The sequence below is a fragment of the Collimonas humicola genome (assembly GCF_018304945.1).
In the GTDB taxonomy this organism is placed as follows: Bacteria; Pseudomonadota; Gammaproteobacteria; order Burkholderiales; family Burkholderiaceae_D; genus Collimonas; species Collimonas humicola.
On sequence record NZ_JAGQEE010000011.1, the window covers coordinates 50,725 to 66,020 of the forward strand.

At 60.3% G+C, this 15,296-nt stretch carries 8 protein-coding genes; 4 read left to right on the forward strand and 4 right to left on the reverse strand.

Features of this window, described 5'->3' with window-relative positions:
- The first annotated feature begins 183 nt into the window (after window positions 1-183).
- From KHU30_RS23675 to KHU30_RS23690, 4 genes are read left to right on the forward strand one after another with little or no spacing between them, the layout of a single operon-like run.
- Window positions 184-2,427 (forward strand): type VI secretion system Vgr family protein, encoded by a 2,244-nt coding sequence (locus tag KHU30_RS23675; protein WP_230427555.1) that lies wholly within the window; start codon window positions 184-186, stop codon window positions 2,425-2,427.
- Window positions 2,428-2,448: 21 nt separating this feature from the next.
- A complete protein-coding gene (locus KHU30_RS23680; RefSeq protein ID WP_211445066.1) occupies window positions 2,449-4,098 on the forward strand; it encodes a hypothetical protein in 1,650 nt (549 codons plus the stop codon).
- A gap of 13 nt (window positions 4,099-4,111) precedes the next feature.
- Window positions 4,112-8,575: a polymorphic toxin type 17 domain-containing protein gene (locus tag KHU30_RS23685; protein WP_211445067.1), complete on the forward strand. Its 4,464-nt coding sequence runs from the start codon at window positions 4,112-4,114 to the stop codon at window positions 8,573-8,575.
- Window positions 8,576-8,586: 11 nt separating this feature from the next.
- On the forward strand, window positions 8,587-8,808 hold the full coding sequence (locus tag KHU30_RS23690) for an Imm31 family immunity protein (protein ID WP_211445068.1): 222 nt from the start codon (window positions 8,587-8,589) through the stop codon (window positions 8,806-8,808).
- Between the two features lie 484 nt (window positions 8,809-9,292).
- Here KHU30_RS23690 and KHU30_RS23695 read toward each other — a convergent pair whose 3' ends face one another.
- Genes KHU30_RS23695 through tssF form a run of 4 tightly spaced genes read right to left on the reverse strand, consistent with a single transcriptional unit; the run spans window position 9,293 to window position 15,295 of the window.
- Window positions 9,293-9,661 carry a hypothetical protein gene (locus tag KHU30_RS23695; RefSeq protein ID WP_211445069.1) on the reverse strand — a complete coding sequence of 123 codons (369 nt, stop codon included), beginning with the start codon at window positions 9,659-9,661 and terminating at the stop codon, window positions 9,293-9,295.
- A gap of 13 nt (window positions 9,662-9,674) precedes the next feature.
- Entirely contained in the window at window positions 9,675-12,380 is a 2,706-nt protein-coding gene (tssH, locus tag KHU30_RS23700) for a type VI secretion system ATPase TssH (RefSeq protein ID WP_211445070.1), read from the reverse strand.
- Window positions 12,381-12,404: 24 nt separating this feature from the next.
- Window positions 12,405-13,487 (reverse strand): type VI secretion system baseplate subunit TssG, encoded by a 1,083-nt coding sequence (gene tssG, locus KHU30_RS23705; protein WP_211445071.1) that lies wholly within the window; start codon window positions 13,485-13,487, stop codon window positions 12,405-12,407.
- Window positions 13,451-15,295 (reverse strand): type VI secretion system baseplate subunit TssF, encoded by a 1,845-nt coding sequence (gene tssF / locus KHU30_RS23710; protein WP_211445072.1) that lies wholly within the window; start codon window positions 15,293-15,295, stop codon window positions 13,451-13,453. Before tssF ends, tssG begins: the two co-directional genes overlap by 37 nt.
- Window position 15,296: the final 1 nt, after the last annotated feature.

Here is a 15,296-nt window from a genome sequence, read left to right on the forward strand (position 1 = left end):
ATTGTCGCGGAATGTCGCATCGTCCTTAAATCTCGATATAATTGCATTCCGGCAATAATATTGCTGCTCGGTAATTCAATGAAGTGTCCATGCGCGCCAATGTCCGCGCCTAACTCATTCGGGATCGTGGCTTGAATAGCTATCCTCAGCAGAGCCATTCCTTTTGCGAAACGGAGAATGTCAATGTATCCAAACGCTTCTGCGATGCTGGCCCGCGTCGGCCGCTTCAACCAGGATCGCCGCCTGGTCCGTATCAAGACGCCGCTGGATGCCGACCTGCTGCTGGTGCACCGCTTGCACGGCACGGAAGCGCTATCCAAACCCTTCGACCTGACGCTGGAGTTATTGTCGCCCTACGAGCAGCTTGAGCTGAAGCAGCTGGTTGGCCAGCCGCTGCTGCTGACCATGCAGACCAAGTCCGGCGAACGCCATTTCCATGGCTTCGTGCGCGAATTTGCGCGCACCGGCAGCGACGGCGGCATGGCCACCTACCAGGCGCAGCTGGCGCCCTGGTTTTCCTTTCTGGATTACGCCAGCAACTGCCGCGTGTTCCAGGATCTGTCGGTGCTCGACATCGCCCAGGAAGTGTTCCACAAGTACGGCCAGCTGGCCGACTATCGCTTCGACCTGATCGCCAGCCGCTATCCGAAACTGTCTTACTGCGTGCAGTACAACGAATCCGATTTCAGCTTCGTCTCGCGGCTGCTGGAGGATGCCGGCATCTACTATAGTTTCGAGCATAGCGAGAGCGGCCATAAGCTGGTGCTGGCCGACGATTCCACCCAATCCCTGCCGCTGCAAGACGATGCGACGGTGCGCTTCCAGCCGAACCAGGAACTGCAGGCCAGCGACGTGCTGGACGACTGGCGGCCGCGGCGCAGGGTCGGCGCCAGCGTGCACAGCATCAAGAGCTTCGATTTCAAGCAGCCGCGCAATCCGCTGGCGGTGGAGCAGAAAACCGACGTCCCGCGCGGCAACCTGCCGCAGTTCGAACGCTATGCCTACGACGGTTCCGCCAGCTACGGCAATAGCGCGATCGGCGAACAGCTGAGCGCGGTGCGCGCCGAGGAGGCGGGCTGGCAGACCAAGCTGTTCGAAGGTTCCGGCACTTATCGCGAATTGGTCGTCGGCCGTTATTTCGATCTGCAAGGCCATTTCGAACATGAGAGTGACGACGCCACCGAGCACCGTTTCATCGCCTTGCAGATCGCGCATGATGCGCGGAATAATTTCGCCAGCGATTTCAGCACCGCCCAGGATTGCATCTACCGTGTCGAGGTCACCGCCTTGCGCCGCAAGATTCCTTTCCGTCCCTTACGCGATACGGTCAGGCCAAGGATGCCGGGACCGCAGACCGCGACCGTGGTGGGACCGAAAGGCGAAGAGATCTGGCACGACAAGTACGGACGCGTCAAATTGCAGTTCCACTGGGACCGGCTGGGCCAGTTCAACGACCAGAGCTCCTGCTGGGTGCGGGTCGCCAGCCCGTGGGCCGGGGCCGGCATGGGCGGGGTGTCGGCGCCGCGCATCGGCCAGGAAGTGGTGGTCGATTTCCTCGACGGCAATCCGGACCGGCCCATCATCACCGGCCGCGTCTACAACGCCGACAACATGCCGCCGTTCGGCCAGGAAGTCAGCGGCATGCGCTCCAAGACCGTGCGCGGCGGCGGCTTCAACGAAGTCACCATGCACGACACGGCCGGCGGCGAACTGCTCAACATGCACGCCCAGAAGGATATGGCGGTGACGGTGCTGAACGATCACAACAGCACCGTCAAGAACAACAAGGCGACCACGGTCGCCGTCAACCACAGCCTGAATGTCGGCGCCAACCAGGATATCTCGGTGGGCGGCAACCGCGGCGCGACGGTGACCGGCACCGATACCCGCACAGTGACCGGCGCCTCGACCGCCACGGTGACCGGTGCGGTGACGCAAACCTATCATGCCGGCCAGACGCGGACCATCACCGCAGCGGGCTATACCGAAAACATCACCGGCAATCACAGCAACACGCTGATCGGCAACTATAGCGGCAATACCAACGGCGACTGGAAACACGATATCAGCGGCACGCTCACGCACACCGTCACCGGCGCCGTCAACCAGACCATGCATGCCGGCCGCGAAGTGACGGTGACCGGGCTCGATAAGCGTACGGTCAATGGCGAGATAAAGGATAGCAATATGGGCCATCGTTTGCTGTCGGTGGACGGCGATATGCAGCATGAAGTCTCCGGCAGCCACACCGTGTATTCCGGCGCCAATCAGAAAATGAGCTCCGCCAGCAAGGTCGAGCTGGTGGTCGGCGAGGCCGGCATCAGCATCGATGGCGGCGAGATCACGATCAAGGCAGGCGGTTCGATCATCAAGGTCAACGGCGGCGGCGTGTCGATCAACGGCAGCAAGATCAACCTGAACAGCTAAGCATTATTGAGAGGGGCCAGCATGGCTAAGAATCCTGTCGAAAAAAGAGTCGCGACCCTGCGCGACCTGTGGCTGGAACATACCCAGGATCCGCGCATGCGAGTGCTGGTATGGCGCATCCCCGCCAATGCCGACCGCATGCTGCAAGCTTTCTTCGAGATTCAGCAGCACCCAGGCGACTGGACCACGCCGGACCTGTTCCTGCGCTTCGATGCCGCGTTCGATACCAGTTTCGGCTACAGCCGCGCACTGCGCCAGTCGCTGGCGGAAAACTATATCGACAGCAAGGACAGCCTGCGCGAGCAAGGCGTGAGCACCGACTGGTCCGTTGCGCAGACGCCGCAGCACGATTCGGCCGCCGGCGTGATGGCTACGCTGGCTTCGTTTGCACGCTACCATCAGGCCCAGCTGGAGCATCTGCGCTACGTGGCGGCAGTGCTGGCGCCGCATCCGGTCACCAGCCAGGAGGCGTGGGAAGCATGGCTGGATGCCGCGTTGCGCAGCCCCGCATTGGCAGCGGACGGCGCCGGCGTGCGGCTGGTGCTGGTGGATACGGTCACCGATCAGCGCTGGCAAGCGCTGGCGCAACGCCATGGCGACCGCGTGCGCGTGGTCGAAGCACCCATCGACATGTTCGACATCGCCCGGGAAACCGTGGCCCAGGCCGGCGGCGCCGGCCCTACCGTGGCGTATCGCCAGCTGCTTACCGACGTCATCACCCTGGTGGAAAAGGGCAGCGCCGCGCAAACCTCCGCACGAGCCGAAAAAGCGATGGAGATTGTGCAGCGCGAGCAATGGCCGGACCAGCAGGTCGTGCTGCAGATGGCGGTCGCCGGCGCCTACCTCAAGGAAAAGAACTATGCCGACGCCATCAAGCGCTATCGCGATGCGCGCGAATGCGCAACCCAGGCCGAGCAAAGCAAGCATCCGATGGGCGCCGACCTGATCATGCAAACCTGGTTCGGCGAAGCCGGCGTATGGCTGGTGGCGAAGGAGCCCGAGCGCGCCGCGCAAGCCTATCGCAGCGCGGCGGAACAGGCGCAGCGCGTGCCGAATCCCATGTTTGAAATCGAAGGCTTCCGCATGGCCGCCTACTGCTATGCGCAGAACGGCCAGCAACAGCCGGCGCGCGAGCACGGCGCACTGGCCTTGCGCGCCGCCAAGGCTGTGAGCCCGGCCGAACGTCCGCTCACCACCATGGCGCTGGCGCTGCACGATCTGCTGCGGGTACAGGACCCGGCGCGCACCGCAAAACTGGAGCGCAGCGCGACAGACTACCAGGCCGCTATCTCCACCGCGCACTTGCAAGCCGAACAGCAAGCCGCCAAGCTGGGCGCACAACCGCAGGCCAGTGATCTGGAAAAAATCGAAAGCGCCATGCACATACGTTTTGAAAGCAGCTTCCAGCGCCAGCGCCAGGAGCGCGAACAACTGATCGCCGGCGGCGACGAATATTTCCGCAAGGTGGTGGCATTGGCGCGCGAGCTGCTCAACCCGCTCTGGAACGGGCTGCCCGAGGTCAAGCATCCGCTCGACAAGGATGTGCCGCAATGGAGCGAGCCGCCGCAATTCACCAAGCTGCCTGACTCCTCCGGCGTGATCGACGGCCCGGTAGCCGCCAATCCAAACGCACATGTCGCCGAGCCGCAGGGCGCCGCCACGACAGCCTGACAGGGAAGCGTCCATGACCAACGCCGCCAAACATTTCGATCCGCAGATCGGTATCGATATTCACATGTACGAGATGCCGCCAGGGCCGCTGCCGACGGCGCACATTTCCATTGTTCTGGATCCGTTCGACTATCTGCCGTTCATTGGCGCCACGGTGCAGGTGGCCGGGGTCAAGCGCGCCACGGCAGGCACCCAAGGCTTGTCGGTCCATATCCCCCTGGGAGTGTGGATGCCGCCGTTGCGCGCTCCCGAGGGACCGCAGTTTGACGACCAGATCTTCATGGGCAGCAAGACCGTGCTGGCCGATGGCTCGCCATTTTCACGCCTGGGCACGCCGGTGCTCGATTGCAGCGTGGTCGGCATGGTGCCGCCGTTCCGGCTCAAGAAGTCGGCCGAACCGCATATGTCGATGACCCTGCCGACGTCGGTCAACCTGGCGATACCCGACACCGTCTTCGTCGGCGGCCCGCCGAGTATCATGGAGGCACTGGAGGGAATCGCCGCTCAGCTGGCGCTGGCTGGCCTGGCCAAAGGCCTGGGCAAGGGCTTAAAGGCTCTGCGCGGGACCAAGGCTTTCAAGCGCGCCGCCGACGCCCTTAAGACGAAATACAAGAAGCTGTTCGAGAATATGGAGGCCGGCTTCCTTAAGTGCAAAGTATTGCGAGCTGAACCTGTCGATATTCGCGATGGCAGCGTCGCCGTCTCGCACCAGGATTTCTCCATTCCGGGCCGCTTGCCGCTGAGCTGGAGTCGCAACTATGCATCGGGCAACAGTCATGACGGTATGTGCGGTTATGGCTGGCAGACCCCGGCTGACTTCCGGCTGGAAATCGACGCCGACGGCACGGTCCTGTTCTTCGAAGCCAGCGGTGCCGCTGTCTTTTCGCACTTACCTGCGGCCACCGGTATCGAGCATGCTGTGACCGAATTTGTCGATGGCGCCCGCCTGATCTGGGCGCAGGATGATGGCGCTGACGTCCTGCAAGTACTAACCAAGGACGACCTGCGCTACGTCTTCCGCAAGCCGGTATCGAATGTGACGCCGCTGCATCGAACCCTGCATCTGCCGATTGATCGGATCGAGGATTTGTGCGGCAATCACTGGCGCTTCGAACGTGCCGACGGTCATCTGACGCGGATCGTAGAGAGCGGCATCGACGCCTTGCCGGGCCGCTTCCTTGAAGTCCATGAACACGATGGAAAAATTCATCAATTAAGTCTGCACGATCCAGCCACCGGCCTGACCCACCCGCTGGTGGCATACAAATATCAGAACCGGGACATGGTCGCCGCGCTCGATGCGCTCAACGCCGCCCGTACTTTTGAGTACGACCGCCATCACATGGTGCGCCACACTGACCGCCTAGGCCTGTCGTTTTACTATGCCTACGACGGCGAATGGCGGGTGGTGCACGCCTGGGGCGATCACGGGCTGCATGACTACCGCTTCGCCTACAACGAACTGCTGCGCGAAACTGAAGTCACCGACTCGCTGGGTCATACCTCGCTGATCAAGTTCGACGAGAACAATCTGCCCTTGTGCGAGATCGACCCGTTGGGTGGCGTCACGATATTTGAGTATGACGAGGTGGGACGCACTACCGCCGTGGTCGACCCCGCTGGCTTGCGCACCGAATTTGACTATGACGAGCGTGGCAATTTGCTGAAGCTCTTGCAGCCAGACGGGACTGCTGTAAATGCGGTATTCGACGATGCCAACCACATGACCGAGGTGATTGACCCACTCGGTCAGCACTGGCTGCGCATCTGGGATAAGCACGGCCTGCCGCTTGAACAAAGCACCCCGATGGGCGCCCGTTCGCGCTTTACCTACGACGCCCACGGCCAACTGGTCACCCACATCAACCCGCGCGGCGCCACTACTAGCTTGGCCTTCGACCGTTACGGCAACCTGGCGCAACTGACCGACCCGCTCGGCCACCGCAGCCATTTCGAGCACGACGCGCTCGGCTGCCTGAAGCGCAGCACCGACGCTGCCGGCAACGTCACCGAATATCGCTATGACGCCAAAGGCCGCCTGCTACAGACCCGGCAGGCGGACGGCGTCAGTATCCATTGCGACTATGACGCCGAGGACCAACTGATCGGCTATACCGACCAGAACGGTGGCCGAACCCGGCTGGAATACTTCGGTACAGGCCAAATTTCTAAAAGTCTGCAGGCTGACGGCCACATCATGCAATATCTTTATGACACTGAAGAGCAACTGACCGGCGTGGTCAATCAGCGTCAGGAAAGCTATCGGCTTAAGCGCGATGCGCTGGGCCGGGTTGTTGAAGAAATCGATTATTGGGAACAGTCGCGCCACTATCGCTACGACGCCGGCGGCAATCTGTTAAGCGCCACCGATCCGCTGGGCCGCATCATCGCCTACACCACCGACCGGCTGGGTCGCATCATAAAAAAAACCTTGCACGATAGCGACCGTCCGGCGCAGCAACTCCACGAAACGTTTGGTTACGGCAAGAACGGCATGCTGGTCGAGATGCGCAATCCGCATCGGCACATCTTGCGCAAGTTCGACGCCGATGGTCACCTCAGCGAAGAAGTGCAGGATGGCTTCCAGATCACGTACAGCTACGACGAAGCCGGCAACCAGCTGTCGCGGCAAACCAGCGCCGGCAACAAGATCATATCCACCTACGATCTGCGCGACCAAGCGGCGAGCATCGCCATTAACGACGCAGCGCCGATCTTGATCGAGCGCGATGCGCTTGGGCGCGTCGTCAAGGAGCAGTTGAGCAGCAGCGTCCAGCGTCAGCTGCGCTATGACGCGGCCGGCCACCTGACCGCCCAGACCGTACTGCGCAGCGAGGCACCGCTGTTTGCCACCAGCTACGAGTACGATCGCGCCGGCAACCAGACTCGGCGCAGCGACAGCGAACACAGTGCCGACCTGTACCACTATGACCCGCTGGGCAACCTCCTGCGCTATACCGACCCAGCCGGCAAGGTCACGGAATTTCTCAACGACCCTGCTGGAGATCGCCTGCGCACGCGGATCCGACAGATGGAAATGCAGCAGGCGGCAGGCGGCGAAGTCCAGGCCGAGGTCCTGTGGAGCCGCGAAGGCAGCCATGAAGGCACGCACTATGTATTTGATCGCGCCGGCAACCTGGTCCGGCGTGGCGGCAGCTCAACGGCATCGACCAATCCGTCGGCGACCGATGCCACCTTGCAACTGCGCTGGGACGCTAACCAGCGTCTGATCGAAAGTAGCCAGGCCGGGCAGACGACTTGCTACGGTTACGATCCGCTCGGGCGGCGGGTATTCAAACGCAATCCGACCCACACTACCTGGTTCTTCTGGGATGGCGACGCACTGCTGGGTGAGGTGCAGCAAGCCAACGTTACCCAGAGCGCCGACATCTGGTCGACTGGCAATGTGGCCGATTTCATGGCGGCGCGCAAGCGGCTCAGCGCATTGAAGACTCTGCATGCCGAGGCAAGGGAATATGTCTATTATCCAGGCACGTTTGTGCCGCTGGCATTGATCGATCGGCAGGCCAAGGTGGCATCCACTCCTGCCGCACAGATGGCTGCGGCACCGACTCTTGCGGCACAGCTGCTGCCCCTGACCAAGGCCGCCGCTGTTGGTGAAATGGGCGGCATGGGTGGTTTAGGCAGTGTCCGGCTCGGTCAACAGGGCGAACCTGCTCCGTTGACGCAAGAGGGCAATCGTCAAGCCAGTCTTGCCGGCCTAGGGAGCGGGATGCGGCTGGGTGGTAGCGTCAAAGCACCACCACCCGTGGTTGTGCCAAGCGCGGCGGCAAATGGTCTAGCGAAGACAAGCAGCAGCGATGCTGAATCAATAGGCGATCCGGCCCACAGCGACGTCTTCTACTATCACAATGATGCCAACGGCTGTCCTGTCAGATTGACGGACGACAGCGGACAGATAGTGTGGTCGGTCAGCCATGCGGCCTGGGGGGGACTACAAAAAATCCATGTACGCGCTATCGACAACCCGATCCGGCTGCAGGGGCAATATTTTGATGCGGAAACCGGATTGCATTACAACCGATATCGGTACTACGATGCAGCTATCGGGCAGTTCATTGGGCAGGATCCGATTGGATTGGACGGTGGAGATAACCCTTATCAATATGCGCCTAATTCCATTTCTTGGATCGATCCTCGGGGGCTTGCTAAAGCCCTTGCTCAAACCGCTTGTAGCAAAAAAGGGGTTATAAAAGCTGCGGGATTGCCGACAAAAGGCAGGATTCGGTATGTGCCGCCTAAAAACTGGAAGCCCACAGTGCCTTTACCAAAGGGAAAGCAGGGATATATTGATAAATTCGGTAATGAGTGGGTTAAAGGCCCATCTCGCACTCCAGGTCAGGCGTTTGAGTGGGATGTGCAGTTATCTCATCAAGGGAGGGAAAAAATTGGTTGGGCAACTCGTGATGGTTCGCATGCCAATGTATCGCTGGATGGACATATTACCCATAAATAATTGAGTGACGAATGGAAAAGTTTGAATTGTTTGATGTAGTAAAAGTGCAGTCTTCAGATAGCTCTCTTACACAAATCGAAAATGCCGAAGGGGTAATTTTGGGGTTTTCGGATGCTAATGATGGTGAGCGATGGTGTGCTGTTTTTGTGCAGAATGAAACATGGATGGTTAAATCTACTGACCTCATAAACACAGGAAAAAAAGTCAAGGAGAGTGATATTTATCCAAAATAACGCGGTAAGTTAGTCTTGCAGACTGGAAGCATTATTCTTCACAATGCAGACCGACAAAGCGGTACTAATCGGTGGCCCCTGCGGATGCAATTCATGGGAGAAGCTGCATTGAGGAACGATATCCGCAGTCATACATGAAGTATGAAGATTTTGAGACGACTCATCTAGAGCAATGGCGGCGTCATTAAATGAATAAAATTAACCTGGCTTTAACGCTCTTGCTAGTCTATTCAATCATTTGTTTTTCCAATGGTCTTGGGATAGAGAAAGACATGCCATTTGAGAAGGCACGAAAGGTACTAATCAAATATCACCGGTAGCCTTTCAATGTGCATGAAGGCGAGTATTACGAATATGTGGGAACGGAAAACAACCTTCGAAACTGGCCATGCTGTCAAAGAGCAGTTCTGCAATCTGTGAGCTCTAGGTGGCATAGTAGCCAAATACCCTCGCACGTCGTCTTCACTAGCGAGGGGGCATGTCGCTAACCAGTGATCTGGATAATATGCAAAGTAGGCTGCTCCTTGCACCGCAAGTGATAGCTCGTATTCCCCACCTTCAGCGTAATGTGCAGATTGTTATCCACCCCACGCTGATCCCCAGTCCCACCCTCATGCGCTGTCGCTGAAGGCAGCCAAGGCCGCCCCTGCATCAGCTGCAGCAGGCGGCGCGCCGGTGCGCGCGCGGCAGCCGAAGCGGTATCCAGCAAATCGACGATATCCGCCGGCGTCAGCTTGACGTAGTTGCGCACGTCGGTAGCCTTGTCCTGGTACTGGTGCCTGCGGCTGTATTTCTCATCGAAGCGCTTCGAATAGCACTGTTTCAGAATTTTCTGTTTGGTTGCTGCATCCATGATTTCTCCTGGTTTATTTGATTGCGTACTTGAATTGTCCCTGCTTGTTGGCAGTGACCTTGATCTTGGCGATGCTGCCGCCTTCGGCCATCTTGGCCAGCACGGTTTCGGCAATCTCCGGCAACAGCGTTCCGTTGAGGATATTGTCGACGTTGCGGGCGCCTGAATCGACTTCGGTGCAGCGCGCCAGCACGGCTTCGACCAGCGGATCGTCGTAGCTGAACTCGGCCTTGTGGTTGATGGCGATGCGCTTCTGGATGCGCCCCAGCTTGAGGTTGATGATCTCCACCAGCACGTCGTCCGAGATCGGGTAGTAGGGAATCACTTTCAAGCGGCCGAGGAAGGCCGGCTTGAAGGCTTTCACCAGCTGCGGCCGGATCGCCTGTTCGAGGTCGTCGGTGCTTGGAAGTTCCGCCGCCGCCTTGTTCAGGCAGCTTTGCATGATCAGGCTGGAGGCGACATTGCTGGTCAGGATGATGATGGTGTTCTTGAAGTCGATTTCGCGGCCTTCGGCGTCGTCCAGCACGCCCTTGTCGAAGACCTGGAAGAACAGTTCAAGCACGTCCGGGTGGGCCTTTTCCACTTCGTCGAGCAGCACCACGCTGTACGGATTGCGCCGTACTGCCTCGGTCAGGACGCCGCCTTCGCCGTAGCCGACATAGCCTGGCGGCGAGCCTTTCAGGCCGGAGACGCTGTGCGCTTCCTGGTATTCGCTCATGTTGATGGTGACCAGCTTGCGTTCGCCGCCGTACAGCACATCGGCCAGCGCCAGCGCGGTTTCAGTCTTGCCGACACCGGACGGGCCGACGAACAGGAACACGCCCTTGGGTTTGTTCGGATCGTCCAGGTTGGCGCGCGAAGTGCGCACCCGCTGCGCCACGGCTTCGATGGCATGCGGCTGGCCGAGCACGCGCTCGTGCAGCAGCGAGCCGAGGTTGATCACGGTCTTGATTTCATCCTTGACCATCTTGCCGAGCGGGATGCCGGTCCAGCTGGCGACGATTTCTGCCACCACCAGGCCGTCGACCTGCACCGGCACCATCGGCGTTTCGCCTTGCAGCTGCTTCAGCTCTTCGATCAGCTTCGCCAGTTCCTGGCTTTCCTTGCTGTCCTTGGACGCTTTCTTGGAAGGCTTGGCGCCTTCTTCCACCGCGGTTTGTTCGGCAGCCGGGATCGCTTCCAGTTCGGTGCGCGCGGCCTTGATGCGGTCGGTCAGGGCTTTTTCCTTTTCCCAGCGCTCGCGGTGGATCGTCAGTTCCGCATTCAATGTGCTTTGCAGTTCGCGCAATTCCTTCAGGCGCTCGGCGTGCTTGCCGCCGGCGTTCGATTCGCGTTCCAGCGAGTTCAGCTCGGCCACCAGGCGATCCAGTTTCTTGACGATGTTTTCGATCAGGGCCGGGGTTGCATTCTGGCCCAGCGCGACCTTGGCGCAGGCGGTGTCGAGCACGCTGATGGCTTTGTCCGGCAGCTGGCGGCCGCTGATGTAGCGATGCGACAGGCGCACTGCTTCGGTGATGGCTTCGTCGAAGACACGTACGCCGAAGTGCTTTTCCATCAGCGGCGCCATGCCGCGCAGCATGGCGCAAGCCAGTTCTTCGCTCGGCTCTTCGACTTTGACGACCTGGAAGCGGCGCGCCAGGGCGGCGTCTTTTTCGAAGTATTTCTTGTACTCGCTCCAGGTGGTGGCGGCGATGGTGCGCAGCTCGCCGCGCGCCAGCGCCGGTTTCAGCAGGTTGGCGGCGTCATTCTGGCCAGCCTGGCCGCCGGCGCCGATCATGGTGTGTGCTTCGTCGATGAACAGGATGATGGCGTGCGAGCTTTTCTTGACTTCGTCGATCACGCTCTTCAGGCGGTTCTCGAACTCGCCCTTGACGCTGGCACCAGCTTGCAGCAGGCCCATGTCGAGCGTGTGCACTTCCACGCCTTGCAAGACGTCGGGCACGTCTTTTTGCGCGATGCGCAGCGCCAGGCCTTCCACCACCGCGGTTTTGCCGACGCCGGCCTCGCCGGTCAGGATAGGATTGTTTTGCCGGCGCCGCATCAGGATGTCGATGGTCTGGCGGATTTCGGTATCGCGGCCGATCACCGGATCGACCTTGCCTTCGCGTGCGCGCTGCGTCAGGTTGGTGGTGAATTTATCCAGCGACGGCGTTTTCGAAGTTCCGTCCTTGTTGGTCAGGTCCTGCACCGGATCGCCGCCTTCTTCTTCGCTGGCAGCCGCGCCGCCGCCGTTCACCGCTGCGCTTTCCTGCGAGCCTTCGGTCAGCTTTTCCAGGTCGTGCTTGAGGTCGTCCAGCTTGAATTTGATGAACAGCTTGGAGCCGCGGTAGGCTAGCTGCACCAGGTCCGGCTCGGTCAGCAGCGCCAGCAGCAGGTGGCCGCTGCGGATGCGGCCGGACTGGTTGTCCAGCGAGGCGATCAGCCAGGCGTGCTCGAACAGCTTGGGCAGGTGAGGGGAGAATACCGGCGTGCGGGCATTGCCGTTCTTGAAGCGGTCGATCTCGTGCTGCAGGTCGCTTTCCAGCGCCGCGATGCTGATGCCGCATTTGCGCGCGATCACGGCAAAGTCGCTCTTCGGTTGTTCCAGCAGGGCCAGGAACAGATGCTCGATATCCACTTCATACTGGCCGCGGCCGACGCAGATGTTCGCGGCGCGTTCCGCCGCCAGGCGCGAGGTGTCGTTCAGTTTGCTGATTAAGGTTTTGAGATTAATGCTCATTGAAGCCTTCCCATCCATGCATGGTCAAAGTGAGTGAATTTCGTAACAAACGTCGGTGCGGTCATGCTGTTCCGGCTTGCTGGTGACAAAGGTGTCCCAGCCCAGCTGGCCGCCTTCGCGGTCGGAGTTCAAGGTCACGCTGCGCACCTCGTCCGCCCGCAGGATCAGCTGTACTTCGTATTCCAGGAAAACGCTGGTAAACATCGCCAGTATCTTTTGCAAGCCGACGGCGGCAGAACCGCCCGGCAAAAAGCTTTCGAATTTCTTGCGGCGCAGCGGGCCTATCTTCAGGCGCATGCGCAAGTCGCGCTGCCACACCCGTTCGCCGACCATGGCGACGCTGCCCAGCGTCGCGTTGGTGGCCCCCAACACGGTTTGCTGGTCGAGCGGAACGTCGTACCAGTGGCCGACAAACTGCTCGATCGCGATCGGCACCGCAAAATATTCGCACAGCACGCGCTGCATGTACGCGGCCGACGGCGGCCGGTGCCGGATCGCTGCGGCGAAATGGCCGATCGATTCGTCCAGCAAGCCTTCACCGTCTTCTGACATGCGGTCGCGCAAGGTACGATGGCCGAGGCCGGCTAGCGCCATCAGCAGCGGCAGGAAACTGTCCTTGCCGTCGATCTGGTACTTGAACTCCAGCCGGTATTTGCGCCACGCTTTAAAGAACAGCGCCACGCCGCGATTCGAAAAGACGTCGAGGAAGGCGCGCGGGCCGTGATCCTTTTCATACAGCTGATGCGCGGCAATCCGTTCCGAATAATGGCTGGGAAGCGTGCCGTTGCTGCCCAAAAAGCCGATGAACGCCGGCGTCAGCGCGATACTGTCGAGCCGGTTGCTCTGCAAGGCTTCCAGCAGTTCTTCCACCGTCTGGCTGGTCAGCTTGGGCGTCACGTGCAGCGCTTCAATCTCGCTCGGCGGAAAGTTGAGCGACACCGTGTTCTGGAAACGCAGGAAATCGCTGACGGCCTCTTCATGCGGGACGCCATTCTGCTTCAGCCACAGCTCCAGCATCATCACTGCCTGGAAAAACTGGAAACGATGCGGCTTGTCGAGCAGGCGCTGGATTACACTAGGTTCGAATCTCCGCTGCGCGGTAAGCATCGCAGTATCTCCTCACCTGTTCGTTTTGAAGCTATCACCAATTGCGTAAAGCTGTTGGCATGCACATACAGGCCGAGAAAGCGGTCCAGGATGTTGGCAAACACATGGATGCCGCTACCTACAAAGCCTTCCTCGTCCAGCGTCACCCTGATCTCGATGCCGCGCACCAGCGAGGCGAACGGATTGCCCGGCAGCCATGCGGTTGCTGCCTTGTGATCGATGCCGACCACGCTGCCGATCTGGCGCTGCGAGATGGCCGAGCGCGGCAGGTCGTACAGGCTGAGGGTTTCCTGCAGCGCTTCCAGGCCGCCCTTGGCCAGCGACAGATGGTTCAGCGCCAGGTGCGAAATCAGGCGCCAGTGAGCGCCGCGGCCGCGTTCGAAGCGGCAGGGTTCGGAAGGCTTGCGCAGGAAACTGACCTCGTTCACCAGCGAGCCGCCTTCCAGGAACAGGTCGCCGCCATCCAGGCCATAGGCCAGCGAGGAGGGCAGGTTGCGGTTGCAGCAAGTGAGCTCGATGCTCAGCGTATCGGTTTCTATGGCGGCCGGATCGAAGTCGATGTCGACGATGGAAATCTCGGTTTCGTAGCCGGGACTGCGGGCCGCCACCATTTCGTCGCGCCGCATGGCCCAGTAGTGGCCGGCCTTGTCCGCGCTTTCGCCATGGCGCAGCGAATAGAAGGGACGGAATTCGGTAATCGATTCGCCTTCCGGCGTTTGCCGCACCAGCTGCACGGAATCGATGGAATGCACTTCATAGGCGTAGGCACGGCGCGAGTCGCCGACCACCGGATAGTAGGCGCTGGTGTGGGTCAGGCGGATCGGATCGCCGCGTTGCTTGAACAGATTGATGACCGGGGTGCAGCCCAACAGCAGGTTGTTGGTCGACATGGTGCCCAGCATGCGCGCGGTGTTGGAATCGGCGCGCAGGCCCGACAGCACCAGGTGCAGGGTGAATTTCTTGCATCCCGGCGGCAGCAGCCTGGTGAGGTCGGCCACATTCACATCGAAGAAGTTGAATTTCTCGGGATAGGAGAAATATTCGGTCAGCAAGCGGTAGGCCGGATGCGAGCGCGCCGGGAAATCGATCAGCGATTCGTCTTCTTCAAAGCCGACCGGCGTCACCGGAATCTTGCTGACAGCATGCCATTTTCCGCTATTGCCGGCTTCCACATAGGCACGCACGGTGCGCATGAAAAGCGTGTCGCGCAAGGCCGCGCAAAACGACGGTTCGCCGTCGATGAATACGCGAAGGCTGGTGACGCCGAGTTCGGCAAAGCCGGCTTGCTCGGCGGTGCTTTCAAAAGTGATGCCGATGCGCGAGCTGGCGGCCGGCGGCAACTGCACGGCATCCGGCGGTTCGATGATGGGATCGAAGATCGCATGCGACAGCCGCACCGGCGCTACCGTGACGTCATAGCTGGTCTTGAATTTGCAGGCCACGCCCTTGACCTGGCGCGTAGTCAGTTCGGTGCCGCGCGGCACCGTCATGGCCATGGTCAGCTGCGCGGCGGCAGCGGCATAGTCCATCCGCGCGATCGAGCAGGAGGGGAACGGGCGCAGATAGTGCGGATAGAGCACCTCGAACAGGGCTTCGGTGAATTCGGGATAGTCGTCGTCCAGACGCTTCGAGGTGCGGGCGTTGATCAGCGCAAAGGACTGGATCATACGCTCGATGTGCGGATCTTCCGACACCTCGCCGGACATCAGCAGGCGGCCGGCGATCTTCGGGTATCGTTCGGAAAACTCGCGCGAATAGCGCCTCAGGAAACCGAGCTCGCGCTCATAATAGGGGAGTAATTCGTCCACG

Coding starts and splice junctions, on each gene's coding strand:
- KHU30_RS23675 (WP_230427555.1), top strand. CDS start 184: ATGTATCCAAACGCTTCTGCGATGCTGGCCCGCGTCGGCCGCTTCAAC.
- KHU30_RS23680 (WP_211445066.1), top strand. CDS start 2,449: ATGGCTAAGAATCCTGTCGAAAAAAGAGTCGCGACCCTGCGCGACCTG.
- KHU30_RS23685 (WP_211445067.1), top strand. CDS start 4,112: ATGACCAACGCCGCCAAACATTTCGATCCGCAGATCGGTATCGATATT.
- KHU30_RS23690 (WP_211445068.1), top strand. CDS start 8,587: ATGGAAAAGTTTGAATTGTTTGATGTAGTAAAAGTGCAGTCTTCAGAT.
- KHU30_RS23695 (WP_211445069.1), bottom strand. CDS start 9,661: ATGGATGCAGCAACCAAACAGAAAATTCTGAAACAGTGCTATTCGAAG.
- tssH (WP_211445070.1), bottom strand. CDS start 12,380: ATGAGCATTAATCTCAAAACCTTAATCAGCAAACTGAACGACACCTCG.
- tssG (WP_211445071.1), bottom strand. CDS start 13,487: ATGCTTACCGCGCAGCGGAGATTCGAACCTAGTGTAATCCAGCGCCTG.